The organism is Pseudomonas maioricensis, from assembly GCF_022790535.1.
Lineage (GTDB): Bacteria > Pseudomonadota > Gammaproteobacteria > Pseudomonadales > Pseudomonadaceae > Aquipseudomonas > Aquipseudomonas maioricensis.
The window spans coordinates 163,661-188,752 of record NZ_LOHG01000008.1; the positions used below are offsets into that span (position 1 = coordinate 163,661).

Annotated in this window: 33 protein-coding genes; 30 read left to right on the top strand and 3 right to left on the bottom strand. The window is 57.3% G+C overall.

Going from position 1 to position 25,092, the window contains the following annotated elements:
• The first annotated feature begins 1 nt into the window (after nt 1).
• The 8 genes from AUC61_RS14595 to AUC61_RS14630 all read left to right on the top strand — a co-directional run bounded on the left by AUC61_RS14595 (nt 2) and on the right by AUC61_RS14630 (nt 4,925).
• Nucleotides 2-970, top strand: coding sequence for a phage replication protein (locus tag AUC61_RS14595; protein WP_243246963.1), 969 nt, complete (start codon nt 2-4; stop codon nt 968-970).
• Nucleotides 957-1,742, top strand: coding sequence for a hypothetical protein (locus AUC61_RS14600; RefSeq protein WP_243246964.1), 786 nt, complete (start codon nt 957-959; stop codon nt 1,740-1,742). The genes AUC61_RS14595 and AUC61_RS14600 overlap by 14 nt, the downstream gene beginning before the upstream one ends.
• On the top strand, nt 1,739-2,209 hold the full coding sequence (locus AUC61_RS14605; protein ID WP_243246965.1) for a hypothetical protein: 471 nt from the start codon (nt 1,739-1,741) through the stop codon (nt 2,207-2,209). Before AUC61_RS14600 ends, AUC61_RS14605 begins: the two co-directional genes overlap by 4 nt.
• A complete protein-coding gene (locus AUC61_RS14610) occupies nt 2,206-2,790 on the top strand; it encodes a recombination protein NinG (RefSeq protein WP_243246966.1) in 585 nt (194 codons plus the stop codon). Before AUC61_RS14605 ends, AUC61_RS14610 begins: the two co-directional genes overlap by 4 nt.
• Nucleotides 2,787-3,332 (top strand): hypothetical protein, encoded by a 546-nt coding sequence (locus AUC61_RS14615; RefSeq protein WP_243246967.1) that lies wholly within the window; start codon nt 2,787-2,789, stop codon nt 3,330-3,332. The genes AUC61_RS14610 and AUC61_RS14615 overlap by 4 nt, the downstream gene beginning before the upstream one ends.
• A gap of 149 nt (nt 3,333-3,481) precedes the next feature.
• Entirely contained in the window at nt 3,482-4,045 is a 564-nt protein-coding gene (locus tag AUC61_RS14620) for a hypothetical protein (RefSeq protein WP_243246968.1), read from the top strand.
• 170 nt (nt 4,046-4,215) lie between these two features.
• Entirely contained in the window at nt 4,216-4,587 is a 372-nt protein-coding gene (locus AUC61_RS14625; RefSeq protein ID WP_243246969.1) for a chemotaxis protein, read from the top strand.
• Nucleotides 4,587-4,925 carry a hypothetical protein gene (locus tag AUC61_RS14630; protein WP_243246970.1) on the top strand — a complete coding sequence of 113 codons (339 nt, stop codon included), beginning with the start codon at nt 4,587-4,589 and terminating at the stop codon, nt 4,923-4,925. The genes AUC61_RS14625 and AUC61_RS14630 overlap by 1 nt, the downstream gene beginning before the upstream one ends.
• 23 nt (nt 4,926-4,948) lie before the next feature.
• Here AUC61_RS14630 and AUC61_RS14635 read toward each other — a convergent pair whose 3' ends face one another.
• Nucleotides 4,949-5,500 carry a hypothetical protein gene (locus AUC61_RS14635; RefSeq protein WP_243246971.1) on the bottom strand — a complete coding sequence of 184 codons (552 nt, stop codon included), beginning with the start codon at nt 5,498-5,500 and terminating at the stop codon, nt 4,949-4,951.
• A gap of 66 nt (nt 5,501-5,566) precedes the next feature.
• Here AUC61_RS14635 and AUC61_RS14640 point away from each other — a divergent pair, with 66 nt between their 5' ends.
• From AUC61_RS14640 to AUC61_RS14685, 10 genes are all read left to right on the top strand, one after another.
• Nucleotides 5,567-6,190, top strand: a complete 624-nt coding sequence (locus AUC61_RS14640) for a putative metallopeptidase (RefSeq protein WP_243246972.1) — start codon at nt 5,567-5,569, stop codon at nt 6,188-6,190.
• Between the two features lie 32 nt (nt 6,191-6,222).
• The gene (locus tag AUC61_RS14645; RefSeq protein WP_243246973.1) at nt 6,223-6,699 is read left to right on the top strand and encodes a DUF2280 domain-containing protein; all 477 of its coding nucleotides are present in this window, start codon (nt 6,223-6,225) and stop codon (nt 6,697-6,699) included.
• Nucleotides 6,674-7,993, top strand: coding sequence for a phage terminase large subunit family protein (locus AUC61_RS14650; RefSeq protein ID WP_243246974.1), 1,320 nt, complete (start codon nt 6,674-6,676; stop codon nt 7,991-7,993). The genes AUC61_RS14645 and AUC61_RS14650 overlap by 26 nt, the downstream gene beginning before the upstream one ends.
• Before the next feature lie 4 nt (nt 7,994-7,997).
• The gene (locus AUC61_RS14655) at nt 7,998-9,389 is read left to right on the top strand and encodes a DUF4055 domain-containing protein (protein ID WP_243246975.1); all 1,392 of its coding nucleotides are present in this window, start codon (nt 7,998-8,000) and stop codon (nt 9,387-9,389) included.
• Between the two features lie 18 nt (nt 9,390-9,407).
• A complete protein-coding gene (locus AUC61_RS14660; protein WP_243246976.1) occupies nt 9,408-10,502 on the top strand; it encodes a hypothetical protein in 1,095 nt (364 codons plus the stop codon).
• Between the two features lie 298 nt (nt 10,503-10,800).
• Complete coding sequence (locus tag AUC61_RS14665; RefSeq protein WP_243246977.1) at nt 10,801-10,944, top strand: hypothetical protein; 144 nt, start codon at nt 10,801-10,803, stop codon at nt 10,942-10,944.
• A gap of 123 nt (nt 10,945-11,067) precedes the next feature.
• Nucleotides 11,068-11,856 (top strand): DUF6651 domain-containing protein, encoded by a 789-nt coding sequence (locus AUC61_RS14670; protein ID WP_243246978.1) that lies wholly within the window; start codon nt 11,068-11,070, stop codon nt 11,854-11,856.
• A 94-nt stretch (nt 11,857-11,950) separates the two neighbouring features.
• Nucleotides 11,951-13,105 carry a major capsid protein gene (locus AUC61_RS14675; protein ID WP_243246979.1) on the top strand — a complete coding sequence of 385 codons (1,155 nt, stop codon included), beginning with the start codon at nt 11,951-11,953 and terminating at the stop codon, nt 13,103-13,105.
• 52 nt (nt 13,106-13,157) lie between these two features.
• Entirely contained in the window at nt 13,158-13,421 is a 264-nt protein-coding gene (locus tag AUC61_RS14680) for a hypothetical protein (RefSeq protein ID WP_243246980.1), read from the top strand.
• A gap of 3 nt (nt 13,422-13,424) precedes the next feature.
• Nucleotides 13,425-13,919, top strand: coding sequence for a DnaT-like ssDNA-binding protein (locus AUC61_RS14685; protein ID WP_243246981.1), 495 nt, complete (start codon nt 13,425-13,427; stop codon nt 13,917-13,919).
• Here AUC61_RS14685 and AUC61_RS14690 read toward each other — a convergent pair.
• Nucleotides 13,916-14,212: a hypothetical protein gene (locus AUC61_RS14690; RefSeq protein ID WP_243246982.1), complete on the bottom strand. Its 297-nt coding sequence runs from the start codon at nt 14,210-14,212 to the stop codon at nt 13,916-13,918. The genes AUC61_RS14685 and AUC61_RS14690 overlap by 4 nt on opposite strands.
• A gap of 37 nt (nt 14,213-14,249) precedes the next feature.
• Here AUC61_RS14690 and AUC61_RS14695 point away from each other — a divergent pair, with 37 nt between their 5' ends.
• From AUC61_RS14695 to AUC61_RS14750, 12 genes are all read left to right on the top strand, one after another.
• Nucleotides 14,250-14,639 carry a hypothetical protein gene (locus AUC61_RS14695; protein ID WP_243246983.1) on the top strand — a complete coding sequence of 130 codons (390 nt, stop codon included), beginning with the start codon at nt 14,250-14,252 and terminating at the stop codon, nt 14,637-14,639.
• The gene (locus tag AUC61_RS14700) at nt 14,636-15,211 is read left to right on the top strand and encodes a hypothetical protein (RefSeq protein ID WP_243246984.1); all 576 of its coding nucleotides are present in this window, start codon (nt 14,636-14,638) and stop codon (nt 15,209-15,211) included. Before AUC61_RS14695 ends, AUC61_RS14700 begins: the two co-directional genes overlap by 4 nt.
• The gene (locus AUC61_RS14705; protein ID WP_243246985.1) at nt 15,208-15,627 is read left to right on the top strand and encodes a phage tail terminator-like protein; all 420 of its coding nucleotides are present in this window, start codon (nt 15,208-15,210) and stop codon (nt 15,625-15,627) included. Before AUC61_RS14700 ends, AUC61_RS14705 begins: the two co-directional genes overlap by 4 nt.
• 70 nt (nt 15,628-15,697) lie before the next feature.
• Nucleotides 15,698-16,351, top strand: a complete 654-nt coding sequence (locus AUC61_RS14710) for a phage tail protein (protein ID WP_243246986.1) — start codon at nt 15,698-15,700, stop codon at nt 16,349-16,351.
• A 3-nt stretch (nt 16,352-16,354) separates the two neighbouring features.
• On the top strand, nt 16,355-16,738 hold the full coding sequence (locus AUC61_RS14715; protein WP_243246987.1) for a phage tail assembly chaperone: 384 nt from the start codon (nt 16,355-16,357) through the stop codon (nt 16,736-16,738).
• A 17-nt stretch (nt 16,739-16,755) separates the two neighbouring features.
• Complete coding sequence (locus AUC61_RS14720) at nt 16,756-17,049, top strand: DUF1799 domain-containing protein (RefSeq protein WP_243246988.1); 294 nt, start codon at nt 16,756-16,758, stop codon at nt 17,047-17,049.
• A 35-nt stretch (nt 17,050-17,084) separates the two neighbouring features.
• Nucleotides 17,085-20,063 carry a phage tail tape measure protein gene (locus tag AUC61_RS14725; RefSeq protein WP_243246989.1) on the top strand — a complete coding sequence of 993 codons (2,979 nt, stop codon included), beginning with the start codon at nt 17,085-17,087 and terminating at the stop codon, nt 20,061-20,063.
• A gap of 9 nt (nt 20,064-20,072) precedes the next feature.
• Entirely contained in the window at nt 20,073-20,408 is a 336-nt protein-coding gene (locus AUC61_RS14730; RefSeq protein WP_243246990.1) for a phage tail protein, read from the top strand.
• Nucleotides 20,405-22,207, top strand: a complete 1,803-nt coding sequence (locus AUC61_RS14735) for a hypothetical protein (RefSeq protein ID WP_243246991.1) — start codon at nt 20,405-20,407, stop codon at nt 22,205-22,207. The genes AUC61_RS14730 and AUC61_RS14735 overlap by 4 nt, the downstream gene beginning before the upstream one ends.
• Entirely contained in the window at nt 22,207-22,695 is a 489-nt protein-coding gene (locus AUC61_RS14740) for a hypothetical protein (protein WP_243246992.1), read from the top strand. Before AUC61_RS14735 ends, AUC61_RS14740 begins: the two co-directional genes overlap by 1 nt.
• A gap of 19 nt (nt 22,696-22,714) precedes the next feature.
• The gene (locus tag AUC61_RS14745; protein ID WP_243246993.1) at nt 22,715-23,395 is read left to right on the top strand and encodes a phage minor tail protein L; all 681 of its coding nucleotides are present in this window, start codon (nt 22,715-22,717) and stop codon (nt 23,393-23,395) included.
• Between the two features lie 4 nt (nt 23,396-23,399).
• Nucleotides 23,400-24,179 (top strand): C40 family peptidase, encoded by a 780-nt coding sequence (locus AUC61_RS14750; protein ID WP_243246994.1) that lies wholly within the window; start codon nt 23,400-23,402, stop codon nt 24,177-24,179.
• Between the two features lie 283 nt (nt 24,180-24,462).
• Here the strand turns inward: AUC61_RS14750 and AUC61_RS14755 are convergent, their stop codons facing one another.
• Nucleotides 24,463-25,014, bottom strand: coding sequence for a hypothetical protein (locus AUC61_RS14755; RefSeq protein ID WP_243246995.1), 552 nt, complete (start codon nt 25,012-25,014; stop codon nt 24,463-24,465).
• Nucleotides 25,015-25,092: the final 78 nt, after the last annotated feature.

The following is a 25,092-nucleotide window of genomic DNA, read 5'->3' on the forward strand; positions in this document are numbered from 1 at the left end:
TATGCAATACACCGTCACGATTAACCAGGCGAAGGCGTTGGAGTGGGGGCTGAATGCTCAGCAAGCTCTGCTGTTTGCTTTCGTCTATGAGTGCCCGAGCTGGGCCAATCCAATCAAGACGGATACCGGGATCTACTTCGCGCTGAGCAAGAGCAAGATCGTTGATGAATTGCCGTTGCTGACTGATAAGCCTGATACCGCTTACCGACTTTTGAAAGCCCTGCGAGACGCGGGCTTGATTGAGCTTTCCAGCACGTCGAGCATCACTTTGATTCGTCTCACTGAGAAGGCGAAAGAGTGGAATCGGAAACTGGATGGGTCGGAAAAATATCCGACCTCAGATGCGATTGATGGTCGGAAAAAAATCCGATCCACCTCGGAAAAATCTCCGAGCAAGGTCGGAAAAAAATCCGAGCCAGGGTCGGAAAAATCTCCGACAAATCAGGATACCAATAATCAGGGTACCAATCAGGTAACCAGTAATCAGGATTTGCAGGACGGCTCGGACAAGCCGAACCGGTCCAGCGGCATGGTGCTGGTTGGCGGCATCGAAGCCCCCCGAGTTGAAATCCCCGCCGATATGCCCGGCCCCAAAGATCAGTCCTGCAAAACCTTCAAGACCTGGGCGAACTACGCCATGTCCTACCGCAAGCGTTACAAGGCGTGGCCGGTTTGGAATGCCAAGGTGGGAGGGCAGGTCGGTCTGCTGATTGGCCGTCTCGGTATCGACGTCGCTCACAGCGTGGCCGCGTACTACCTCGGCATCAACGACGCGCAACTGATCCGCAAATGCCACAGCCTCAACGAACTGCTGGCCAACGCTGAGGGCTACCACACCCAGTGGGTCACTCAGACCCAAATGAACGGCCGCACAGCCCGTCAGCAGGAAGACACTCAGGCCAACATGAATGCGGCACAGGAAGCTGGTCGCAAGATTCGTGAGGGAGGGCCGCGCAATGCTTTCCTCTGAAAAAGTTGCAGAGCTGGCCGGTGCGATCTGCGCCACTGCCGAAACTCTCGGGCAAACGATCAGCGCGACTGCTGCTGAGCTGATGGCCGAAGACTTGTCGTTGTATCCGCCTGGCGATATCCGCAAAGCACTTCAGTCGTGCCGCCGCGAACTGACCGGCCGCTTCACCCTGGCTGCTGTGCTGCAGCGCATCGAAGCTGAGGATGGCCGTCCGGGCAAGGACGAGGCATGGGCGATCGCCATGACCACCAACGACGAATTCGAAACGGTGGTGCTCACTGACGAGATCCAGCTCGCCTTGGCTGCCGCCAAACCTGTGCTCGATGCGGGCGACAAGATCGGCGCACGAATGGCGTTCATCAGCGCATACGAGCGCTTGGTCAGTCAGGCTCGCGAGGATCACAAGGCGGTGAACTGGCACGCGTCTATCGGCTTTGACGCGAACCGCCGTGTGCAGGCCATCACCAAGGCTGTGCAGATGCAGCGCATTCCTCAGGAGCGCGGGCAGTTATATCTGGCCGACCTCAACGTCGTACCAATCAGCCAGGACGGCCAAGCCATCACGGGCCTTCTCACAGGGCAGGTCACACTGCCGAGCGCAGACGTCCGGCAAAGGCTCAAGGCGGTTAAGGACAGCATGGCTGAAATGAGCCGGGCGAGCGCCGAGCGTCGTACAGAATTGAAGATTCAAGCCGCCAATGATTTGGCTAGCCGTCTCGCATTGCTGCAGCAGCAGGCCGAGGATTTGGAATTGAAGAGGGCTGCGCGATGACCGACAAGATCAGCGTCAACTGCCAAGCCAAACTGACCGAGGCAATCACCAGCCTGACCACCATGTACAGGGAAAAGCGTTTCGTAGTCGTCTCACTGCGCCCGGGCAAGGACCGAACCCTCGACCAGAACGCACTCTGGTTCGCGATGTACAAGCGAATCTCCGAGATGACCCAGATCGGCGACCCTGCCGAGGCGCGCAAGTACTGCAAGCTGCACATTGGCGTGCAGATCCTGCTGAACGAAGACGCCGGCTTTCAGGCTGATTGGTATCGCGTCATGCGTCATCTGCCATACGAGGCGAAGCTGGACATGATGGGCGGCTGCCATCTATTCGGCCCGGATGGCTTCCCGGTGACCAGCCTGTTCAACCGCGCGCAGGGCATCCAGTACACCGACCGTATCGTTACGCACTTCACCCGTCACGGCGTTGTGTTCTCAGATCTTCTGGGCGAGGTAGCTGCATGAGACTCGCCATCAAAGAGCGCAAATCCAAGAAATGCAGAGTTGAACAGTGCGGGGCCTCATTCGTCCCGCAGCGACTCGGCCAAGCGGTATGCAGTCCAGCCTGCGCAATGATCGACGCACCGAGACACGCCCCCAAGGCTCGCAAGGCTCTTGCCGACGTCCAGCGCGCCGAGATCAAGGTTCGCAAGGAGAAGCTGAAGAGCAGGGCGGATCACCTCAAGGACACACAACAGGCTTTCAACGCTTGGGTTCGCGAGCGTGATGCATTGCTGCCATGCATCAGCTGCGGTCGTCATCACCAGGGCAAGTACGACGCTGGCCATTACCGGACAGTGGGGAGCAATCCCGCGCTGCGCTTCGAGCCGCTGAATTGCCACAAGCAGTGCGTGCCCTGCAACCAGCACAAGTCCGGGAACATCGTGGAGTACCGGATCAACCTAGTGCTGCGCATCGGTGCCGTAAACGTTGAATGGCTTGAAGGGCCCCATGAGCCCCAGAAGTACACCGTCGAGGAATTGAAAGCGATGACCGCCGATTACCGGGCGAAGACCAGAGAACTCAAGAAGGGGCAGGCAGCATGACTTATCGCAACGTAGTTTCAGCAGTAGTGCGTGCTCTGGCCGCCGAGACAATCAACAGCGCGGGCGGATCCGACTTCGAACCCAAAGTGCAGTGCGCCAAGCAGAAGGGCGAGATCGTCGGCAAGGAAGCGGCATTCCTCACCGACTGCTGGGTGTTCGGGCGGCTGCATAAGGGGCTGACCACGGCACACTGGCGGGCGCTGGTGGCGAAATTCTCCACGCACGTCGAAAGAAAGCATGTGGCAATCGCGGAGCTGACCAGGGCTGTGCGATCGCCAGCACCAGAGCGGTTCCGTGACTGTGCCGTGGTGACGTGGGCAATGCCCAAGCTGCCAGGCGTTGATGGAAAACGCTCGACGAACGTTCTGCCGGCGGGCTGGTACGAGATGGACAACTGGTCGAATGAGCCGCACCCGATCAAGACCCAGGAGCGCTGGAGAAGGGATATTCGCAAGGCGCTGGAGCGAGAGGTGGATGAGGCTTTGGTATCTGCTCAAACCATCCTGGATGCAGAGGGACTTATTGAGACACAAGCTGCTTGACGCGGTTGAGCCAATGAGCCACCATCACCTCATCCTGTCATTTCTGCGGGTGTAGGAATGAATCAAAAAGCCCGGCCTCTGTGTCGGGCTTTCTGTTTCTTGGAGGGCTGCCGATAAGATATTCTGCAGCCACTTACGAGGAGACAGAGATGACCGATCAGTATCGTGCGCGCGGACTGATAGCCGCAAAGAGTTCAAGAATCGAGAAGCTTCTTCGTGATCTTGGAGGGCAAGGTCTTGGACTCAAAGAGTTGCGAGCAAGCATTGCCAACAAATTATCCGACGGTGTGCAGAAACAGCTTCAAGGTGTGCACTTCCTGCGTAACCAAGCTGCGCATGACGACAACTTTCAGATTTCCGAGCAAAGCCTCAGGGAATTCTCAGCCACGGCAGACGATCTGGTATTCCAGCTTGAGTTGATGATTGACGGCCTGACTGTAGAAGAGCCAGCCTCTGAGTTCCAATCTCGCGATGATTTGGTGCATTTAAGCCAAGGTGCAGGTGTTGCCGCGCCGCTTTTGAGTGAAAATGATCGGGAGATACTCCGCAAAAGGGCGCTTACTGAAGTTGAAAATCGTCGCTTGGCTAGCGAAATGGACCTGAAGAGCGTCAGGGGAACGAAGGGCAGAATTTCAGCTGAGACGAAGTCCAAAATTAAGGAGCAAGCTATCAAGGTAGGAGCCAGTTTTTTGGTGAACCTCTTTAAGAAGTGATACCTGCTTCACGCCAGTAATTACCGCCCTAGAAGCCCGACTATGACGTCGGGTTTTTTTACGCTCAGCGTTTCCCTCCTCGTAACCTCTGATGGTTATTCACCGAGGGCCTATTTCGTTCCTGTCGCTCTTTTGGCCGCATCCTGCGGTCCTTTTATTCAGAGGTAAAGATGGACCCTACCGACCTCGGCCCAGGCACAGCTACCTGGCTGGGCGGTACTGGCACCGTATTGCTTGCTGGCTTCCTATGGCTGCGCAAGTTTCTATCTCGAGACGCAGCAGATCGGGCGATGGACAACGCTGATATCGGCACCGTCCGCCGGCTGAACGAACTGCTCGACTCCGAACGTGTTGCACGCAAAGAGGCTGAGGCCCGCGCTGATCAATTCGCCAAGGAACGTAACGAACTCGCCGCCGCAGTGGGCCGGATGGAGGGGAAGATCGAAGCCCTGACCAGTCAGGTCGCCCAGCTCACACAAAGAGTCACCCAGCAAAGCGACGAGATCACTCGCCTTCGCACCAAGTTGGGAGGAATCAACTGATGGACAGATGCTCAATGGAATTCATTGCTCGCCGCTGGTGGCGTCGGATCGAGATATGGGTCATTGCGATCCTGCTCGCTGCCGGGTCTGCCTCGATGGGGTTTCAGGTTGCCCAATGGAAGCTCGGCGACTGGTACGTGCAGCGAGTGGCCGAGGTTCGCCAGGGCTACGACGAGGCAACGACTCAGCGTGACCTGCGCCTTAGCAAATTGGCAGACAAGACGACAGAAGCTGCCGGGAAGGTCGAGGCAGCATCCGCCAACGCAGTGCAGGCGGCAGATACTGCGAGCCAGGCGGCCGACAAGGTCAACAAGGCGGTAGAGCGGGTTAGCCCGTAACTGACTCTGTTTTGACTGCGGAGCTAATTACCGGAGACCCCGGGCCTAAACCCCATACACTGATCAAGGGTGTCTTTAGTTCGTTTGAGTGCCTCAAGGGCTTCTTTTCTTTCCTCTCCTTTGGGCGAGAATACATCTGCTCTTGACATGTTGAGCTGCGCTTCCAAATGAAAAATTTCATCTCTATAGGGCTTGCAGCGCTTATCAGAAGCTGTGAGAGCCTTGTATTTCTCTGCTTCAGTCTTGGCTGCAATGGCATCATTGCCCGTACTTGAGAGCTTCTTTTCCGTCTCAGCCAGACGGTAATCCTTTGTGGCCAGATCCATCTGGCTCTGGCGGTAAAGGTCGTTCAGCTGTTTATTCTCAAGGCGCTGAGCGTCTAGGTCCTTTCTGAGCTCATTAATGGAGTCAGTCAGGTGTCTGACATCGCTCCTGAGTTGGGATCTTTCATCCAGAGCGGCGGACCAATAAATTCCCCAACTGACTACGCCCCCGATTAGAGCCGCTATTACTGCTCCATCTCTCAGGTTCCATCGTACAGTCCATGGGGCTTTAGGTTCATTTTGCGTTGACATGTAATTTCTCAAGTTAAGACTTTTGCGGGTCGCAACGTAGCATCTTAAATCCGGAGGAAGGTAGCCGTGAGCAGACCATTTCCTCCGCCTTCACTCTTAGTGCTTTCGGACCTATCCGATTTTGTTATCCGGCTGACTCCTGCGCCGGAAGTATGGGAGTGGCTCCAAGCCGAGATCCTTGCTGACACCGGCAGTATCCACAATGAAGACCACGCCCATCTGATAGACGCCGACATCCAAGTGATGTGGGCATCGTCCAGTTATGGCAAGCAGGGGCGCACTGTCCTTGGTCAAGCTGAGCAAGTCATGTTCCGCGCCGGTGGCTGGCAGAAAGCCAGGATGGAACAACAGATGCGCGACTGGTTCGGGGATATCCCTGCCTACATCATCACCCTGGCCGCCGACTACTGCGCTCAATGCTCGGATGAAGACTTCTGCGCACTGGTTGAGCACGAGCTGTATCACATCGCCCAGGCCAAAGATCAGTACGGCGCACCCAAGTTCACGCAGGAAGGTCTGCCCAAGCTTGAGATGCGCGGTCATGACGTTGAAGAGTTCGTTGGCGTGGTTCGCCGCTACGGTGCGAGCCCTGACGTTCAGGCTCTGGTGGATGCTGCAAACAAACCTGCCGAGGTAGGCAAATTGAACATATCGAGGGCCTGCGGAACCTGTCTGCTCAAGTCCGCCTGACTTCATGACAGGTTTTGACAAAAGGCAATCATATGGCAGTACTACGAAGCGAGGTCAAAGCCTTCATCGTTCAGGCTCTCGCCTGCTTCGATACGCCATCTCAGGTGGTTGCATCGGTCAAAACAGAATTCGGTATAGAAATCACTCGCCAGCAGTGCGAATCACACGATCCGACCAAGTTCGCCGGGCGTGGCTTGGGTGCGAAGTGGGCTGAGTTGTTCCATGACGCCCGTAAACGGTTTCGTGAAGAGACTGCTGACATCCCTATAGCTAACAGGGCGTTCCGACTCCGAACGCTCGGGCGCATGGCTGAGAAAGCCGAAAACATGAAGAACATGGCGTTGACTGCTCAGCTACTGGAACAGGCCGCCAAAGAGGTGGGCGATGTTTTCGTGAATCGCCGCCTTGAACCCGAAAAGCCTCTTGGCTCCCAAGCTGACCAGCAGCACGCGATAGCTGAGTACAAGCTGGAGCCAGATGAGCATGTCCCGACTACCCCGTACCTTTGATCAGCCGGTAAAGCTAACCCCAAAGCAGGCGAATATTTACGTGTGGGGTTTTCAGCCTCAGGCGCGCTTCCGTGACGCTGTGTGTGGTCGCCGGTTCGGCAAGACGTTCCTTGGGAAGGCAGAGATGCGCCGGGCTGCCAGGCTTGCCGCAGAGTGGGGCGTGAGCGTAGAGGACGAGATTTGGTATGGCGCACCGACGTTCAAGCAGGCCAAGCGCGTGTTCTGGCGTCGGCTGAAGCAGGCAATACCTGAAGCATGGCGCGCACACCGACCTAACGAGACGGAATGCTCGATCACACTGAAGTCTGGTCACGTCATGCGCGTGGTCGGCCTCGACAACTACGACAACCTGCGCGGGTCCGGCCTGTTCTTCGTACTTGTGGATGAGTGGGCCGACTGTCCTTGGGCTGCGTGGGAAGAAGTCCTGCGACCAATGCTCTCGACGTGTCAGTACACGCTACCCGGTGGCGAAATTCGAAAGGGCGGTCATGCGCTGCGCATCGGTACGCCCAAGGGTTTCAATCACTGCTACGACACGTATCTGGATGGTCAGCCAGGTGCAGAGCCGGACCACAAGAGCTGGCAGTACACCTCATTGCAGGGCGGCAACGTTCCGGCCGAAGAGTTGGAAGCTGCCAGCCGAAAAATGGATCCTCGGACCTTCCGGCAAGAATATGAGGCCGGGTTCGAAAGTTACTCAGGGGTCGTTTACTACACCTTCAGCCGGGCTGAATGCTCGACCACTGAGCGAATCAAGCCAAGCGAAGCGCTGCACATAGGGATGGACTTCAACGTCATGAAGATGAGTGCGGTGGTCTATGTCGTTCGCGACGGCCTGCCTCTCGCCCTGGACGAGTTCCACAAGGTGCGGGATACGCCGGAGATGATCGAAAAGATTCAGGCGCGATTTCAAGGGCACACGATCGCCGTTTACCCAGATGCCAGTGGACAGAACACCAGCAGCAAAAATGCCAGCGAGTCCGATCTATCACTGCTCAAGAAGGCGGGCTTCACCGTGGTAGTGGATTCGACCAACCCGGGAGTTAAGGATCGGGTGAATGCTGTCAACGCCATGTTCCTAAACACTTACGGCGAGCGCCGACTCAAGGTCAACATTGACCAGTGTCCGCAGCTCACTCAGTGCCTGGAGCGCCAGACCTACACGGACAAGGGCGAGCCGGACAAAGACCCGAAAAAGGGTCATGACCACATGAACGACGCCGCTGGTTACTTCATTGCCAAGCGGTACCCGATCAAGTCACGCACCGCATCCACTGAATCTCTGAGAATGTAATCCCATGAGCGATGACCCAAGCAAAACGCTTAAGGCAGTCGAGGCCATGCGCGAAGATTGTGCCATCGTCGAGCCTTTGATGAAGGGCACAAGTGCGATGCGCCGAGCAGGTGAGTCGCTGCTGCCGAAATGGCCCAAAGAGGAAGACCGCGACTACAAGGTGCGGTTAAAGCAGTCGACTCTCTTGCCCGCATACAGCGAAACAGTCAAAAACAACACCGGCCGCGTATTCGCGGAGCCGATAGTGCTTGGTGATGACGTACCTGATTCCATCAAGACCTGTGCCGAAAACTTCGATCGTCAAGGCAACAACCTGCAGGTCTGGGCGCAAGCTTTTTTCAGTACTGCTCTTGCCTGCGGGCTTTGCCACGTCCTTATCGATTATCCTAAGACTGTGGACGAAACAGGCGCACCAGTCGTGCGCACGAAAGCCGACGAAAAGGCAGCAAAGGTTAGACCTTACGCGGTCATGATCCGGCCTCAGCAGGTGCTGGGCTGGCGATCAAATACATCCGGTGGCGAGCACGTCCTGACTCAGTTTCGCTACATGGAGTCGGTTGAAGAGGATGCTGGTGAGTTCGGGACAGCGCAGGTCGACCAGATACGCGTATTGGTGATCGGGGGCTGGGCCACCTACCGCGAAGTGGAGAAGGACGGACGCAAGACCTGGGCACTACATGATCAGGGAGCGAATTCGCTAAAAACGATTCCCCTGACCACGTACTACACCAATCGCACAGGCTACATGACCGCTACGCCGCCACTGTTGGAGCTGGCCCACCTCAATGTGAAACACTGGCAGTCGCAGAGTGATCAGGACAACATCCTGCACGTTGCCCGTGTGCCCATGCTGGCAATTATTGGCGTCGAAGATGCTGACTGGGAACTGAAGGTTGGGACTGCCTCAGCGACCAAGCTGCCAAAAGAAGGAGACATGAAATGGGTCGAGCACACCGGCAGGGCAATCGATGCTGGACGGACGTCACTGTCTGACCTCGAAGATCAGATGCGTATCGCCGGTGCAAAACTGCTTCAGAAGGACAAGCAGGCGACCAAGACTGCCACCCAGGCTGAGGAGGAGGCCGCCCAGGAGATGAGCCCACTTCAAACCATGGCCGAGCAGTTGGAAGATGCGCTTGACCAGTCGCTACAGTTTTTCGCTGAGTACACCGGTCAGACAGAAGGCGGCCATGTACAAGTCAATGGCAACTTCGATGTCGACTTTGCTCCAGAGACAACCTTGCCTCTGCTGCTGAACATGGCAAGCCAGGGACGACTGTCTGACCAGACGCTATTCGCTGAGTATCAGCGCCGCGGCGTCGTGTCCAACGACCTTAAATGGGAGGAGGAGAAGCAAAAGATTCAGGACCAAGGCCCCGCTCTCGGAGTTCTCTAGATGCCAACTGTTAACCAGATGTTGGCTGATGAGAGCGTTGCGCACGCCATTTCTCTGGAGAAGTACAAGCTGGGAGTGGTCCGGCGCATCATCGCGCTGCTGAACCGATCTGATGCGCGCTTGGTGAGTGAGTTGGCTGACGCGCTTGATCGGTTGCCTGCGGACTCATTTACCGTGGAGCGTCTTGATGGACTGCTTGATCAGGTCCGCGAGGTGAACGCATCTGCGTATGCTCAGGTGGCGCAAGAACTGCGGAGCGGCATTGCAGAGCTATCAGGTTACGAGGTCGACTGGCAGCACAAGCTGCTTGAGACCACGCTACCTGAACCTGTCATAGCCAGATTCCCGCTGGTTCGTCTTGCCGCCGATCAGGTCTATGCCACAGCCATGGCTCGTCCTTTCCAGGGGCGGCTGTTGAGCAATTGGGCGAGCACGGTTGAGGCGGATCGCATGCTGAAGATCCGCAATGCGGTCAGCAGCGGCTATCTCGAAGGGAAGACAACTGACCAGATTATTCGTAGCGTCCGAGGTACAAGGGCCAACGGTTATGCCGACGGCTTCCTTGAGCGCCCGAGGCAGGATCTGGCCACGGTTATTCGCTCTGCAGTGAGCCATACCGCCGCATTCGCACGCGAAAACCTGTACGAGGCTAACAGTGACATTGTTGCGGCCGAGGATTGGACCAGTACGCTGGACACCAAGACCTCCGCGCCATGCCGTATCCGCGACAAGCTGTCTTACGCCGTAGGGACGCACAAGCCAATTGGGCACAAGGTGCCGTGGCTCCAAGGGCCCGGCCGGCTTCACTTCAATTGCCGCTCTACCTCTGCACCAAGAACCAAATCGTGGCGCGAACTGGGCATCCCGATTGATGAGATGACAGATAGGCAGAGGGCGAGCATGGATGGCGCTGTTCCCGCTGATACCGATTATGGACAGTGGCTTGAGCGTCAGTCGGATGCGCGCAAGCTGGAAGTTCTAGGTCCAGCACGCTTTCAGATGTTCAAGGACGGCAAGGGCTTGGATCAGTTTTACAGTCCGACTGGCGAGTGGTTAACCCTGGAGCAATTGAAAGAGCGTGACGCCAAGGCATTCGCTAAGATGGCAGCATGACCGACAAGCCGCGCTTCCACGTAATACAAGGCACGCCTGCTCCCGATACTCCGGTGGAGAGGGTGCGCAAGCGTGTCCGCGCAATGCCCAAGCCTGCGGCGATGATCCAGTGTCATCGGTGCGGTGGGCGCGAGGTCATCGAGACCAATACGGGGGTCATGCTCAAGGGGGGTAAACATTCCGGTGGAACGAAGGCGCTCATTTGCGTTGCCTGCCTAATTAAAGGACAGAGAGTGACGCTCTGATTGTTGCGGCGAGCAAACCCGGGTTAATCTGCACCCTCAATCAAGGAGGGTTTATGGACAATCGCGACGAAGACCATCAAGACGAGCCGGTTATTGAGCGCCGGTGCGCAAATGATCACCCGGCTGAGGGAACGGTTCAGCGAGGCGGTCACTACTACTGCACCGACTGCGATGAGGCGGGCCGTTACCTGCCTTAGCAAATGAAAACAGAAACCTATAGCCCTGGCATCCGCCGGGGCTTTTTTATGGGCGCGATTCCGGATGGATAGCGCCGCACCTGGCCGGATGGCCGTTAAATTGGGCGGATGCCCGGAGACCGCATGAAACTGAAACTCGATGAGCAAGGCCACGTTGTCGTTCAAGACGGCCGCCCGGTATACGTCCATGACGACGGCAAAGAAGTCCCGTTCGATGCGGTGGGTACCGTGAACACCATCACCCGCCTGAACGGTGAGGCCAAGTCCCACCGTGAGCGCGCCGAGTCTGCTGAAGGCAAGCTGAAAGGCTTCGAAGGCATCGAGGATGGTGATGCAGCGCGTCATGCACTCGAAACCCTCAAGAACCTTGACGAGGGCAAGCTGATTCAGGCGGGCAAGGTCGACGAAATCAAGCAGGCGGCCGCCAAAGCAGCTCAAGAGCAGGTGGCCGCCGCGAGCAAGACCCACGCCGAGGAACTGGCCAAGGCCAAGCAAGGCCTGGATCAGCGTGATCAGACCATCCACGGTCTTCTGATTGGCGGGTCGTTCAAGGGCTCCAAGCTGATCTCCGAGAAGTTCGCCATTCCTGCCGACTTGGTGGAAGCCCGTTTCGGCCAGAACTTCAAGGTCGAAGAAAACAAGGTTGTCGCCTACGACGGGGCAGGCAACAAGATTTTCTCCCGCGCCCGTCCAGGTGAGCTGGCTGATTTCGAAGAGGCCCTCGAATCCATCGTGGAACAGTACCCGTATAAAGACCACATCCTGAAGAGCTCCGGCGGCAATGGCGGCGGCGCTCCAAACAGCGGCGGTGGCGGCAATGGCAAGAAGACCGTCACCCGCCAGCATTTCGATTCTCTGGACCCGACCGCAAAGGCCGAGTTCGCGCGTTCCGGCGGCGAAGTCACTGACTGATACCGCGCTTGGCCGAAACCCGGATGGGGATCGGTGCTTGGGTCGGATGACCCGCTATCAAACCACCCAAACATTGATCCCTTAGGAGCTTCAAATGGCTAACAACCTGACCGGCCTCGTGCCTACGCTGTACAACGCAGTTGATGTCGTGTCGCGCGAACTGGTGGGCTTTATCCCTGCCGTTTCGTCCGACATGACCTATAACCGTGCGGCGGTGGGCCAAACCGTCACCTCCCCAGTCACCAACGGCGCTACTGCGAGCGACATCGTTCCAGCAGTGACCCCGCCAAACGACGGCGACCAAAACATCGGCTCCGTGTCGATGACCATCACCAAGGCTCGCCGAGTGCCGATTCGCTGGAATGGCGAAGAAAAGCTGGGCCTCGACAACAACGGTGCTTCGTACAACATCATCCTTCGCGATCAAATCGCGCAGGGTATGCGCACCCTGGTCAACGAAGTTGAAGCGGATCTGGCTGCTGTCGCTATCAGCGCCTCGCGCGCTTACGGCACCGCTGGCACCACGCCGTTCGCTTCCAACCTGGCAGACAGCGCCCAGATGCGCCGCATCCTTTCGGACAACGGCGCGCCGCTGGGCGATCTGCAGTTGGTCATCGATACGTCGGCAGGCGCAAACATGCGCACACTGACCCAGCTCTCCAAGGCCAACGAAGCCAACGATGACAGCCTGTTGCGTCGCGGTGTGCTGCTGGATGTTCACGGTTTCGCGATCCGCGAGTCTGCGCAGGTCAAAACTCCGCTGGTCGGTAGCGCCGCTGCGGCAACCACCAATACCACCGGCTATGCAGTGGGCGCGACCGCGATCACCCTTGCGTCGGCTGGTACCGGCGGCGTATTGGCGGGCGACATCATCAGTTTTGCAGGCGACAACAGTAAGTATGTGGTGGCAGCAGGTGACGCTGATGTATCGAACGGCGGCGTCATCACTCTGGCCTCGCCGGGCTTGCGTAAAGCCATTCCGGCCGCAGCTACCGCGGTAACCGTCATCACCGGCAGCACTCGCAGTGCAGCGTTCGCACGGTCGGCAATTGCGCTGGCTACGCGCGCACCGGCGCTGCCTCCGCAGGGTGACTCGGCTATTGACCGGATGCTGATCACCGACCCTGTGAGCGGCCTGACATTCGAAGTGGCTATGTACGCCCAGTACCGCCAGATGCAGTACGAAGTATCGCTGGCATGGGGCACTAAGGCAGTCAAATCCGAGCACATCGCCACGCTTCTCGGCTAAACCATCAGCGGCCAGCACACATGTGTCGGCCGCACCATTGCGGGAGATCGATATGAGCGACAAAACAGTGAAGGTTAAGTCCTGGCACAAGAGTCAGGGTGACTTCGTGATCATCAATGAATCCGATTTCGACAAAGATGTTCATACCCTGTACGGCGAGAAGAAGCTTACGCAAAAAGAGCAAAAGGCTCTGGACGAACAGGCTGCTAAAGATCTGCTGGACGCCACCAAGGCTTCGTTGACTCAGAAGGGTATTGCCTTCGACGACAGCGCTAGCCAAGCAGACCTTCAGGCTCTTCTTGACGCGGCGGAGTAAATCATGGCGCTGGTTATCGAAGATGGCAGCGTTGTAGCTGGCGCAGAGAGCTATGCCAGCGCCGCCGAATTTGCGACATATGCCGCCAATTACGGGAAGATCATTCCTGTCGAGGAAGTGGCGCAGGAAGTTCTTCTGCGCCGCTCAGCCCTGCAAATGGAGGCGATGTCTTGGAAGGGTAACGTGGTTCATATAGACCAGCCATTGAAATGGCCTCGCGCGGATGTTTGTCGTAACGGGTTTATTTTGGATTACGACCGCATACCCCCGCAGATTAAGGCCGGGCAGATGGCGTTGGCGGCTGAGATTCACGCTGACGACTTGGTCGACCCAGACACCAAGATGGGCGCGATTGTCTCAGAGACTGTTGGCCCGCTCAGCACCACCTATGCATCGGCCAAGACCTCTGCAAGCAAGCCTGCTGCGATTCGTCAGTCGTATGCGCAGTTCGCTGGCCTTGTTGAATCCTCCGGCCAGATCAAGCTGAGTCGCGGCTAAAGCCCCATTGCCAGTTTCAGCAGTTCGCCTCGGGCTTCAACGCCCTCCAGTAGCGCATCCTCAATCATGTCGATCGCTTCGGCAGCCTCGTCGCTGAATAGGTCTCCAGCTGGCAGGATTCTGTCGATGAACCCCTGACTCCGATGAGATGTTTTAGTCGGTTGCAGTACGACGACAAGCTCATGTCGAAGGTTCGCGACATCTGTTTTCATACAGCCAGATATTGGCTTTGACAGCTGCAGGTGCAGCCTCAAAGTTGTGATCTTTTTTACAGCTTTAGCAACTTCCAGCATCTGTAACCCTTGAATCCACGGTTAATGGGCGCGCTTTATGCCAGATATCTACGATCGAGCCAAGGCCACATCGGCCCGATTACTCGCGCCGCGCTCCGCAGGTGGCAAGGGGCTTGAGTTGACGCTTATCCGTACCACGCAGGGCGAGTACGACCCCGAAACTGGAGGGGCATCGAACGCCACGGAGCGATTCGATGGATCGGGTTTGCGTGAGACCTACAAGCAGTCGGACATCGACGGCACCCGCATCAAACAGGGTGACTTCAAAATCCTGATATCCCCAATCCTTCTCACGGGTGAGGACATGCCGCAACCCAGGAGTCTCGATGCCATCGTATTTGACGGCGACACCTACATCATCCAAAGCGTTGATCCTTGGAATTACGCCGGTCTTGCAGTCGGCTTCCGTGTGCAGGCCAGAAAATGAGCTTCAGCCTTGACCTCAAAGCGTTCGTGGAGAAAGCCAGGGCTAATGCGGAAACCGTAGTGAAGAAGGTTTCACTCGACTTAGCCTATTCAGTGATTGATCGCTCCCCAGTGGGCAATCCTGAACTTTGGTCATCCAATGCTGTGGCAGTTGAATATAACAACGAGGTCAAGCGGCTTAATACTGAGGCGCGACGTAGCCCTGAAAACCTCACTAAAGGAGGGCGTCTCAGGCCGGGCCGATTGATTAAAGACGGCATGGATTTGAGTTCAGGGAAGGATTACGTAGGCGGCCGCTTTCGTGGAAACTGGCAAGTAAGTTTTGACGTTCCGGAGGCAGGCCAACTGGAGATAATCGATCCTCGCGGCACTCAGGCCAAGGGTAGTGCGGCGGTGATGATTCAGTCTTTCAATAGTGAGGTAGGGACAATCTGGTTGATGAACAACCTTCCATACGGTCCGCGCCTCGAATACGAAGGCTGGTCGAGGCAAGCGCCCGCAGGAATGGTCCGGGTGTCTGTCACCGAGTGGCAGACCTACGTCAATGACGCTGTGGCAGGACTCGATAAATGAGCGACCGACTGATCAGGGCGGCATTTGAAACCCGCCTCAATGCTTGGGCGAATGCGAGAAGCCCGAAGTTGCCGATCGCGTTTGAAGACGTGGCGTTTACCCCACCATCAGACGGCGGCACGTATTTGCAAGCGTATTTGCTGCCGGCACGCACAGACAGCCAAGATTTGGAGGGGGCTCACACCGCTTTTTTTGGTGTGTTTCAGGTCAGCATCGTGACCGCTGCCGGGAATGGCAGAGGGGCGGCGTCAGCCATCGCTGACGAGCTTCGCGCAGTGTTCCCGAACAACCTCGACCTGACACAGGGCGGACTTACCGTCTACGTCCGATCACCGCTATCGACTGCATCAGCAATCGCAGGCGACACCACCACGACGATGCCGACTTCTTTCCAGTATCGCGCAGACACTTTCTAACCCGCCCATTGGGCACACCCTGAACCCGCCATTGAGCGGGTTTTTTCATTTCTGAAAAGAGGAAACACCAATGGCGTTCAAGCTCCCCAACGGCGCGATCATGGAAATTGCATCTATGTTCAGCGCAGCCGTGCTAGCCACTGCCATCAGCAACGCGCAGCCTGCCGTTGTTCAGGCGGCAGGTCACAGCCTGGAAGACGGTGACATCATCGTCGTTACCTCCGGCTGGACTCGCCTGAATGACCGTGTGGCCCGCGTTGACGCTGCGCTGGCAGACTCGTTCGGGCTGGAAGGCATCGACACCACCAAGACCAATGTCTACACGGCTGGTGCCGGTGTTGGCTCCGTCCGCACTGTGAGTGCCTGGGCGCAGATTGCGCAGATCACTGAAGTGGCTACGAGCGGCGGGGACCAACAGTTCACCACTTTCGGCTTCCTGGAAGACGATGACGACCGTCAACTGCCGACCACCAAGTCGCCGATCAGCATGACGATCACCGTCGCGGATGACCCGCTGTTGCCTTATGTGCCGATCTGCGAGAGCGCAGACGAGGACAAGGAAGCCCGCGTAGTGCGGCTGAAGCTGCCGAATGGCTCCGAGATCTACTACAACGCTTACATCTCGATCACTTCGACGCCGTCGCTGTCTCGCAACAACATCATGACCCGCACCATCACTCTGTCGCTGGCCTCGCGCCCGACTCGTTATCAGGCGGCGGCGTAACCCATGGCGAAGATCAAGATTGCTCAGACTCCGACCTTCACGGCGAAGGTCGGCATCCCGCGCGTTGGCGGCGAGCCTGTTGAGGTGGAGTTCACTTTCGCTTATCTGAATCGCCTGGAGTTGTCGGCGTTGTTCGACAAGTGGAACCAAGCCCGCGACGCCCATGCTGCCAAGGTCAAGGAGGACGCCATGTCGTGGCAGGAGGCAACGGCCTCCGAGATCGAGTTGCAGGTTTCCCAGATCAAGGAAATCGTTACTGACTGGGCCTTCGACGACAAGTTTGATGACGACGCCATTGCCGCGCTTGTCACCACTTGCGTTGGCGCACCTCAGGCAGTGCTGGAGGCCTACCAAAGCGCGTACAACCCGGCCCGTTTGGGAAACTGATTGCGGCGTCCAGGGCCTTGTATGAGCCGGGCCCATCGGATGCCGACCTCGCAGCCTTCGGGCTCACCAAGGCTGACATTCCCGATGTTGAGTTCGAGGTATGGCCTGACATCTGGCCTGCTTTCCTCCTGTTCGAAGCAATGTCCACGCAATGGCGTGTTGGGATGGGTGGGCCGATTGGCCTCGACTACACCGCTATCCCCGTTGTCGCCCAACTGCTGGGCATGAAACCAACCGACACCACCAAAGCATTCCAGGACATACGTGTCATGGAGGCCCAAGCCATGCTCGTTATGAGCGAGTCTAGATAAGGCCCGTGGTTTAGGGCAGCTATTGAAGGTGAGTTATGGACATTGCATCGCTCGGCATAAGCATTGATACGTCTGACGTTGCGAAGGCCTCCAATGATCTCGACAAGTTCACGACAGCAGGTGCCCGAGCAGAGAAGGCCTCTGAGGGCTTGTCCAAGGGTGCTGACAAGACCACGGAGTCGTTCAAAAGGCAAAAAGATGAACTGAGCGACCTGTTGGGGGAAATTGACCCGACGGTAAAAGCCCTTGGTCGACTCGACGAGCTGGAAGCCAAGCTCGCCAAGCACAAAGGCGTCGGTCTGGATGCCGCTACCTTCAGCGAATACCAGGCGAAGATCGATCAATCCCGGGCGAACCTCGGCCGTTTTGATGACAGCCTGACCCGGACTGGCAACACCGCCAAGCAAACAGCCGCTGCGCTGCGTGGCGTTCCTGCTCAGTTCACGGATATCGCCGTGTCGCTGCAAGGCGGCCAGGCGCCGCTAACTGTTTTGCTGCAGCAAGGCGGGCAGTTGAAAGATATGTTTGGCGGCATCGGTCCGGCAGCCAAAGCGCTAGGCGGATATGTCGTCGGACTGATCAACCCTTTCACCGTGGCAGCCGCAGTCGCGGCGGCTTTGGGGATTGCCTATTACAAAGGATCTCAGGAAGCCACTGACTTTCAGAACTCGCTGATCCTAACCGGGAACGCTGCGGGCACGAGCGCACCACAGCTTGCCACGCTGGCTAAACAGATATCGGCAACCGTTGGTACTACGGGTGCTGCCGCCGAGGTGCTGGTGCAGCTATCTGCATCCGGCAAAGTGGCGTCGGATTCGTTTGGCGATATCGCTCGCGCTGCGCTTTCCATGCAGGATGCTACAGGCAAGGCCGCATCTGAAACCGTTGCGGAGTTCGTAAAGATTGGCAAGGACCCCGTGGCCGCCGCGAAGGATCTGAACGACCAATACGGTTTTCTAACCCAGTCCGTGTACGCCCAGATCGTTGCGCTCAAGTCGCAAGGCGATGAAGTAGGCGCGGTCAAGTTGCTAACCGATACCTACGCAAATGCTGTGCAGACCCGGGCAAGTGAGATCACGCAGAACCTCGGCTATATCGAGCGCGGTTGGCTTGCGATTAAAAATGCAGCCAAAGGCGCGCTGGATGCCACCCTTGAAATTGGTCGAGATAGCACGCTGGACGACAGAAGGGCGGTGCTTGAAAAGGCTCTGGCGAGCGCGACCAATACCGGTGCCGGCCCTCGCGGCGGTGGAGGTCAGTCTCGAGACGCCATCCAGGCTGAGCTGAACCTTGTAAATCTTCAGATCGAGGCGGAAAAAGCCAAAGGCCAGTTCCAGGCCGACAATGTGCGCATTCAGAAGGAGGCCATCAGCGCCAGTATCGCCATCAAGGCGACCAACGACGCGAGCCTGACCAACGAAGAAAAGCGCACGAAGCTATCCACTGAGTACCTGCGCAACGTCGAGAAAATCAGGGCAGCCAACCCTAACGCGGCAGAGGTCCAGCCTGCGGCTGTTGCCAAAGGCTTGGCGAACATTGCTGACAAAAACAAGGACCCGAAGACAGCCAGCAGCGCCGTCGATTTGTCGGTGTTCAACGATGCTCAGAATCAGCTGAAGTCTGTCCTCAGCTACTACCAGAACATCGAGAAGGAACTTGACTCAGCCCAAAAGGCTGGTCTGCTATCGGCCGAGTCTTACAGCAGCCAAAGGGTTGCTTTGGTCGAGCAGGAGCGGGTCGAGATTGCGGCAGCTTACGAAGCCGAAATCGCAGCATTGGAAGCAGCCAAGGGCAAGGCCAGCACTTCAGCCGCGCAGCGCCTCCAGCTTGATCAGAAGATTGCCGACGCCCGAGCCAGCATGGTCAAGGCTCAGCAGGAGTCGGAAACTAAGCTTGGAGTTCTGGCCAATGAGGAAAAGGGGCGGATCGATAGGCAAGCTCTTGCTATCAGCAACTACACGGACGCGCTAAACCGTCAGAACGACGCTTTGCGGCTTGCCGGGCAGCGAGCCGCTGAAGGTGTTGGGCAGGGTGACCGCCAGGCATCGCTGAACGGTTCGCTTGATGGCATTGCTGACCGGGCCAACCAGCAGCGTCTGGATCTGGCGCGGGATAAGGCTGACGCCTCGCGCAACATGAGTGCCGAGGAGTACCAGAAAAAGCTTGAGTCCATCAACCAAAGCGAGCGCGAGCTCACCGAAACCACGCTCAGCAACTACGACAAGATGTCGGAGGCGCAGGGCAGCTGGAGCAACGGCGCAACGTCGGCATTCCAGAATTACATCGAGTCGGCGCGCGACGTGGCTGGGCAGACGAAAAGCTTGTTCACCAGTGCCTTCAGCGGCATGGAAGACGCGATCGTCAACTTCGCCCTAACCGGCAAGCTGTCCTTCGCTGATTTCGCTAAGTCGATTCTCGCTGATATGGCTCGGATCGCGGCCCGACAGGCCAGCTCGGCTCTGTTGAGCTCGCTTGTTGGCGCGGCTACGTCGTACTTCACTGGCGGCGGAGGCGCTACGGGTGCTGCCACTGCTGGCGGGGCGCAAGCAGGGGCCTCTAACTTCGGTAGCCAGTTCGATGCAAGCAACGGGAGTGTTGCCTTCCCTCAAGCACTGGGCGGTGCTTGGAATGGCGGCGTTCAGATGTTTGCCAACGGTGCGGCCTTCTCTAACAGCATCGTCAGCAACCCGACTGCCTTTGGTATGGCGGGCGGCAAGACCGGTGTTATGGGTGAGGCAGGTCCGGAGGCGATCATGCCTCTGACCCGGACTGCGGGTGGCCAACTTGGCGTTCGCGCCTTAGGTGGTGGTGCTGGGGCGTCGAGCAACACATACAACTTCCCCGTCGCTGTATCCGTGCAGGTCCCTGAAGATCAATCTCAATCCAATCAGGCTGATTCCGCAGCTATGGGGAAAGCCATTCAGTCTGTTGCGAAGACTGAGGCCGAGCAGGCCATTTCGCGCTCCACCCAGCCGGGTGGGCGTATCTGGAAGATCCTCAACAACCAAGGCTAGAGGCCGAAAATGGCAGATATATTCACATGGCGGCCCGATAAGGAGCCGACGGCCTCGATTGCGTTTCGGACCAAATCAGCCAAGTTCGGTGATGGGTACGAGCAGGTTGCCAAGGACGGCATCAACAACAAGTCGCAGTCGTGGCCACTGACGTTCACGGGTGACAAAGCCCGAAGCAAGGAAATCATGGCGTTCCTCGACCGCCAAGGCGGGGCGGCGGCCTTCAACTGGACAGAGCCCATGGGCGAAGTCCTGCTGTATCGCTGCAAAACCTACCAGCTCCGCAACGTCAGCGCGTCCGTCTGGACCGTCAGCGCAACCTTTGAACAGGCTTTCCACCCATGAGTATTCAACCAATCAACATCGGCCAGACGGCGAACGATGGGAACGGCGAATCCCTGCGTGACGGTGGCTTGAAGATCAACGCGAACTTTGCCGATCTTGATCAGCGTGCGCTGGATGCAGCAGCGTTGATTGCGGCCAAGGTCGACAAGGTGGACGGCCTCGGCCTTTCTGAAACCTCATTCACTCAAGGCGAGAAGACCAAGCTCGCAGGACTGGAGTCGCCACACTTTCGCGGAACGTTCGCCACGCTTGCGGCGCTGGTCGTCGGTGTCGCTGCGCCCGTACCGGGCGACTATGCCGATGTTGATACCGCTGGCGCGGATGCAGTTCGCTACATCTGGGACAGCACCGATAGCGTGTGGCTGGCGGGTGGCTCATCGGATGCGATCACGGCAGCGCAGGTCAAGAGCCTGTATGAGTCGAATCCGGACACTAACCCGTTCACCGACGTCGAAAAGGCGAAGGTCGGCGCGATAGCTACAACCACTGACGGCCTGGCCGAAGGTGCTACGAACAAGTACTGGACCAGCGCCCGAACTCTCGGCGCCGCATTGGCTGGCCTAGTGCTCGATAGCGCTACAGTAATCGCTGCTACCGACACTGTGTTGACTGGATTAGGTAAGTTGCAGGCCCAGATCAGCGCACACGTCGGGAAGCGCGGCGCTGCCCAGCATCCGGTCTCCAATATTACCGATCCCGGCTTCATGCCTGCCTTTCCGTCGGTCACCGACGGCAAGACCTACGGATTCAAGAATGGTGTATTTGTTGAGGTGTCAGCCTCATCAGTGAACAACAACGTATTTGGCGAAATGAGGCAATTGTCTAGCCGAAACTCTGTTGTGCCGGGAGTTGCGTTCGGAGATGGACAACTGATTGGAAATGCCCTCGCGCAGTACCCGCAAGTAGTTGCCAACCTTCAAAGCTCGACTCCGACTGTAGCTGTCACAACTCCCGCGCTGTGGTTGTCGGATCCTGCACAGCGTGCCTGTTGGGCTTATGACTCAGTCAACGATCAAATCAGGGTGCCCGATCTCAATGGTAAGTCAGCTGGTTCAATTGGTCCGGCGATGTTTAGGCCTGATGGAACGCTTGGGTTTGCACCTGGTGCTATTCGACGGGATCAGATCCAGAACATCACGGGGAGTTTCACACCTGCTCTCGACACGGGAACATTGAGATCGGCCGCTAACGGCGGGATCGTCTCTGGTGCATTTAAGCGAGGCGCAACTCGAGGCAGCACTAATAGTGTTGGGCAGCTTGCCGGTAGTTCGGATGTTGATTTCGACGCATCTGGGAGTGTTCGTACCGGTACAGAAACCTTTCCTACGCACTTTGTTGGGGTTTGGGGCGTAGTTTTGTTCGGCGCTGTGGTCAATGCAGGCACTGCCGACGCAGGTGCGCTTGCCACAAGTTATGCGAATCAACAGGCATCGATTACCGCGCTACAAGTCTCCGACGCTGGGAAGCGCAACAAACTCGTCAAGTCTGCCGAGCAAACAGTGGCGTCCGGGGGATTCATTGTTTGGGCTCACGGTCTCGGAGTCGTGCCCGAAACGATTGAGGCTTCCTACGTCTGCAAAGTTGCTGAGTATGGTTACGGGGTAGGCGACACAATCAAATGTTCAACACGGCTTTTTGCTTCCTCTACTGAGTACGGAATGCAGTACTCCGCAGATGCCACTAACGTGACCGTCTTCATGCCGGATGTTTTGTCGATACTTCAAAAAGGAACTCGTGGCGGCGGCGTTGTGATGACCCCCGCCAGCTGGAGGATCGTTATCAAGGTGGAGAAACCATAATGGTGCAGAAATATTATGCGCACAGTTTAACGGGGGGATACCTTGGGTCTTGGGACGGATCTGAGCCTGACGATGAGAATGCCGTGGAGGTGCCAGAAGCACGGCCTGATATCGGGTTCGTCTGGGATTTTGCACTGGGCCATTGGTACGAGAGTTACGAGTCTAAACTGGCTAAGGCCAACTTGGAGCATCTGCGACTGACAAAAGAGGCGAATGCCCAAGTCGCTGCTCTTACTGGCATCGTCAATACGCTGGATTATGCGATTAACGGCCAAGATTCAGATAGTGAAGAGTACATAGAGCCCACAGATGCTGAGATTACCGAACTGCCGATTCGGCAGAAGCAACTGAAAGCCTGGAACTCTTACAGCCTAAAGCTGAGCCGCATGCCGACTCAGGTCACGTGGCCTCACGATCCGGTATGGCCTGTTGTCCCAGAAACATACAGCGATGAAATGAGCTCTGCTCCAGCCGCACCAGAGCTGTAACTCCTCCTGAGTAAATCCAATGCCAATTACCGCAGATATCCAGACCCTGGAGCCGGGCGCGTGGGTGGAGCTTTTCGAGCTTGATGCTACCGCGCTGGGCGCTGAGCTGTACCGCTTCCACGGCTACCCGCAAGAAGCCTCGATCTTCTGGCAGGGGCACGAGTACTCCCCATGGCCGATCAAGGCTGAAGGCTTCGAAATGACCGGGCAGGGTACGCAGCCTTCCCCGACGCTTTCAGTAGGCAACGTCGGCGGGTTCATCACAGCGCTGGTGCTGTACTTCGATGATCTGGTGGGTGCCAAGCTGATCCGGCACCGGACGCTGGGCAGATATCTTGATGGTCAGCCCGAAGCCGACCCGGACGAAGAGATCCCGGTGGACATTTGGTATGTCGAACGCAAGTCAGGCGAGGACAAGGAAACGGTCCAGTTTGAGCTGTCCAGCGCGCTCGACTTCATGGGCGTGCAGCTTCCTCGACGGCAGATCGTGGCGAACGTCTGCTGGTGGCTGAGCTGTGGTGGTTACCGTGGCCCGTACTGCGGGTACAACGGTCCACCAGTCGCCGATGCCGACGACATCATCGTGACTGATGCGGCCTTCGACAAGTGCGGCGGCAGGCTGACCAGCTGCAAGCTGCGCTTTGGTGCCAACAACCCGCTGCCCTACGGCAGTTTCCCGGCTGCCGGACTAATCAGGTGACCACATGAACAAGGCAACCATCGCCGCGATTGAGCGGCACGCCATGGCCGAGTATCCGCGTGAGTGTTGCGGCCTGGTCATCCGCGAGAGCCGCAAGCAGCTTTACGTGCCTTGCCGAAACACGGCGAGTAGCCCAAGTGAGCACTTCCGGCTTTCGCCTGAGGACTATGCATCGGCCGAGGATCGCGGAACCATTCTTGCCGTGATTCACAGCCACCCGGATTGTCCACCGCAACCCAGCGAAGCGGACCGGGCGTCCTGCGAGGCATCCGGCTTGCCGTGGCACATCATCGAGGTCCGCAAAGGTGACGATGACCAGGTGCGTATCGGCCAGATGGCCAGCCTTGAGCCCACCGGTTACCAGACGCCGCTGATTGGCCGCAAGTTTGCCCATGGCGTGCACGACTGCCTGAGCATCATCCTGGACTTCTACCGTCGTGAGATGGGCATCGAGCTCGGCAACTACGACCGCGAGGACGGCTGGTGGGAGCGGGGCGGCAATCTCTATCTTGAGCACCTGCCTGAGGCAGGATTCGAGCGCGTAGGCTCGCCCGAGCACGGTGACATAGTGCTGATGCAGGTCCGGTCAACGGTGCCGAATCACGCCGGCATCTACTTGGCTGATGGTGTCTTGAAGACTGAGCCTGAGCACTACCCAGCGCCTGGCACCATCCTGCACCACCTGTACGGCAGGGACAGCAAGCGCGACAACTTCGGCGGGTACTTTCAGGAAGTGACGGTCAGCTATTGGCGATACATCGGCGATGGCCGGTCCACGATATAAAGCGGCCACGCCGCTGGAGATTTGCATGCAAGCAAATCAGAGCTATGACGTCGTCATCAACAATCTATTTACGCACCAATGCGGGCTTATCTGCGGCGCGTCAGTCGAGGTCGCCATAATGGATGGCGGGATCGAAATCGACAGACTGACATTCAAGGGGAAGGTAGGGCCGGGTGGGACTGGTTATCGTAAGGTATACCAAGGAAAGCCCGGCCTTACGGCGGAGCTTGTGGTGGGGAGTTGTGATATGACGTTTGCCGAAGGCAAGGCAGAGAGGGCCCCCCTACTTTAGGTGATCAGCACCCAAGTTTTCCAGATCAAGAGTACAGAGGAAGTTGTGAACCCATGAAATCATCAAGCCATGATCGCGAGCAGAGCGAGTCCGGGGGTAAATGGTTATTAAATATTGCGGATCGCTTCCACGGAATGAAAATTCCCGATATGCCCATTCCACACTTTGACGAAGTGCATCCGCAAGGCCTGGGTGCGCGGCGCAGTTCTCGATTGACCACCGCAGCCACTGACGATGTACGTCGTGGATTACTTTAATATCCTGTGCAAGCTTCTGATTGCGAGGTGTGAACTCGACATACGTGCAGTAGGTGCTGTTCAGATAACCGGCAGCGCAGCCTAAAGTCATAAATGGGCGGTCCGGTTTGTTCATGGATTCTAGAAAGTCTTTAAGCCCATTCTCTTCAGTTGCCTCGTGAATCTCCGCAAGCCTATGAGGCTCCGCCACCAGGTCGATGGCGCCATTATTATGGTCCCCGTCTGGCCTTGACTCTGCGATATAGGGCCAGCGTTGAAAGTGATCGGTCCCGATGTCGTGCTTCATGGCATACCTGTCCATAGGCTTGGTGAGGGCAAGAAGCTACTACTGAGCATCGCCAACCGCCACTGGCTTTCCATCCAC

What these genes read in the sequence shown, in the direction of transcription:
- AUC61_RS14595 (WP_243246963.1), top strand. Translation starts at nt 2, where the DNA reads ATGCAATACACCGTCACGATTAACCAGGCGAAGGCGTTGGAGTGGGGG.
- AUC61_RS14600 (WP_243246964.1), top strand. Translation starts at nt 957, where the DNA reads ATGCTTTCCTCTGAAAAAGTTGCAGAGCTGGCCGGTGCGATCTGCGCC.
- AUC61_RS14605 (WP_243246965.1), top strand. Translation starts at nt 1,739, where the DNA reads ATGACCGACAAGATCAGCGTCAACTGCCAAGCCAAACTGACCGAGGCA.
- AUC61_RS14610 (WP_243246966.1), top strand. Translation starts at nt 2,206, where the DNA reads ATGAGACTCGCCATCAAAGAGCGCAAATCCAAGAAATGCAGAGTTGAA.
- AUC61_RS14615 (WP_243246967.1), top strand. Translation starts at nt 2,787, where the DNA reads ATGACTTATCGCAACGTAGTTTCAGCAGTAGTGCGTGCTCTGGCCGCC.
- AUC61_RS14620 (WP_243246968.1), top strand. Translation starts at nt 3,482, where the DNA reads ATGACCGATCAGTATCGTGCGCGCGGACTGATAGCCGCAAAGAGTTCA.
- AUC61_RS14625 (WP_243246969.1), top strand. Translation starts at nt 4,216, where the DNA reads ATGGACCCTACCGACCTCGGCCCAGGCACAGCTACCTGGCTGGGCGGT.
- AUC61_RS14630 (WP_243246970.1), top strand. Translation starts at nt 4,587, where the DNA reads ATGGACAGATGCTCAATGGAATTCATTGCTCGCCGCTGGTGGCGTCGG.
- AUC61_RS14635 (WP_243246971.1), bottom strand. Translation starts at nt 5,500, where the DNA reads ATGTCAACGCAAAATGAACCTAAAGCCCCATGGACTGTACGATGGAAC.
- AUC61_RS14645 (WP_243246973.1), top strand. Translation starts at nt 6,223, where the DNA reads ATGGCAGTACTACGAAGCGAGGTCAAAGCCTTCATCGTTCAGGCTCTC.
- AUC61_RS14650 (WP_243246974.1), top strand. Translation starts at nt 6,674, where the DNA reads ATGTCCCGACTACCCCGTACCTTTGATCAGCCGGTAAAGCTAACCCCA.
- AUC61_RS14655 (WP_243246975.1), top strand. Translation starts at nt 7,998, where the DNA reads ATGAGCGATGACCCAAGCAAAACGCTTAAGGCAGTCGAGGCCATGCGC.
- AUC61_RS14660 (WP_243246976.1), top strand. Translation starts at nt 9,408, where the DNA reads ATGTTGGCTGATGAGAGCGTTGCGCACGCCATTTCTCTGGAGAAGTAC.
- AUC61_RS14665 (WP_243246977.1), top strand. Translation starts at nt 10,801, where the DNA reads ATGGACAATCGCGACGAAGACCATCAAGACGAGCCGGTTATTGAGCGC.
- AUC61_RS14670 (WP_243246978.1), top strand. Translation starts at nt 11,068, where the DNA reads ATGAAACTGAAACTCGATGAGCAAGGCCACGTTGTCGTTCAAGACGGC.
- AUC61_RS14675 (WP_243246979.1), top strand. Translation starts at nt 11,951, where the DNA reads ATGGCTAACAACCTGACCGGCCTCGTGCCTACGCTGTACAACGCAGTT.
- AUC61_RS14680 (WP_243246980.1), top strand. Translation starts at nt 13,158, where the DNA reads ATGAGCGACAAAACAGTGAAGGTTAAGTCCTGGCACAAGAGTCAGGGT.
- AUC61_RS14685 (WP_243246981.1), top strand. Translation starts at nt 13,425, where the DNA reads ATGGCGCTGGTTATCGAAGATGGCAGCGTTGTAGCTGGCGCAGAGAGC.
- AUC61_RS14690 (WP_243246982.1), bottom strand. Translation starts at nt 14,212, where the DNA reads ATGCTGGAAGTTGCTAAAGCTGTAAAAAAGATCACAACTTTGAGGCTG.
- AUC61_RS14695 (WP_243246983.1), top strand. Translation starts at nt 14,250, where the DNA reads ATGCCAGATATCTACGATCGAGCCAAGGCCACATCGGCCCGATTACTC.
- AUC61_RS14700 (WP_243246984.1), top strand. Translation starts at nt 14,636, where the DNA reads ATGAGCTTCAGCCTTGACCTCAAAGCGTTCGTGGAGAAAGCCAGGGCT.
- AUC61_RS14705 (WP_243246985.1), top strand. Translation starts at nt 15,208, where the DNA reads ATGAGCGACCGACTGATCAGGGCGGCATTTGAAACCCGCCTCAATGCT.
- AUC61_RS14710 (WP_243246986.1), top strand. Translation starts at nt 15,698, where the DNA reads ATGGCGTTCAAGCTCCCCAACGGCGCGATCATGGAAATTGCATCTATG.
- AUC61_RS14715 (WP_243246987.1), top strand. Translation starts at nt 16,355, where the DNA reads ATGGCGAAGATCAAGATTGCTCAGACTCCGACCTTCACGGCGAAGGTC.
- AUC61_RS14725 (WP_243246989.1), top strand. Translation starts at nt 17,085, where the DNA reads ATGGACATTGCATCGCTCGGCATAAGCATTGATACGTCTGACGTTGCG.
- AUC61_RS14730 (WP_243246990.1), top strand. Translation starts at nt 20,073, where the DNA reads ATGGCAGATATATTCACATGGCGGCCCGATAAGGAGCCGACGGCCTCG.
- AUC61_RS14735 (WP_243246991.1), top strand. Translation starts at nt 20,405, where the DNA reads ATGAGTATTCAACCAATCAACATCGGCCAGACGGCGAACGATGGGAAC.
- AUC61_RS14740 (WP_243246992.1), top strand. Translation starts at nt 22,207, where the DNA reads ATGGTGCAGAAATATTATGCGCACAGTTTAACGGGGGGATACCTTGGG.
- AUC61_RS14745 (WP_243246993.1), top strand. Translation starts at nt 22,715, where the DNA reads ATGCCAATTACCGCAGATATCCAGACCCTGGAGCCGGGCGCGTGGGTG.
- AUC61_RS14750 (WP_243246994.1), top strand. Translation starts at nt 23,400, where the DNA reads ATGAACAAGGCAACCATCGCCGCGATTGAGCGGCACGCCATGGCCGAG.
- AUC61_RS14755 (WP_243246995.1), bottom strand. Translation starts at nt 25,014, where the DNA reads ATGAAGCACGACATCGGGACCGATCACTTTCAACGCTGGCCCTATATC.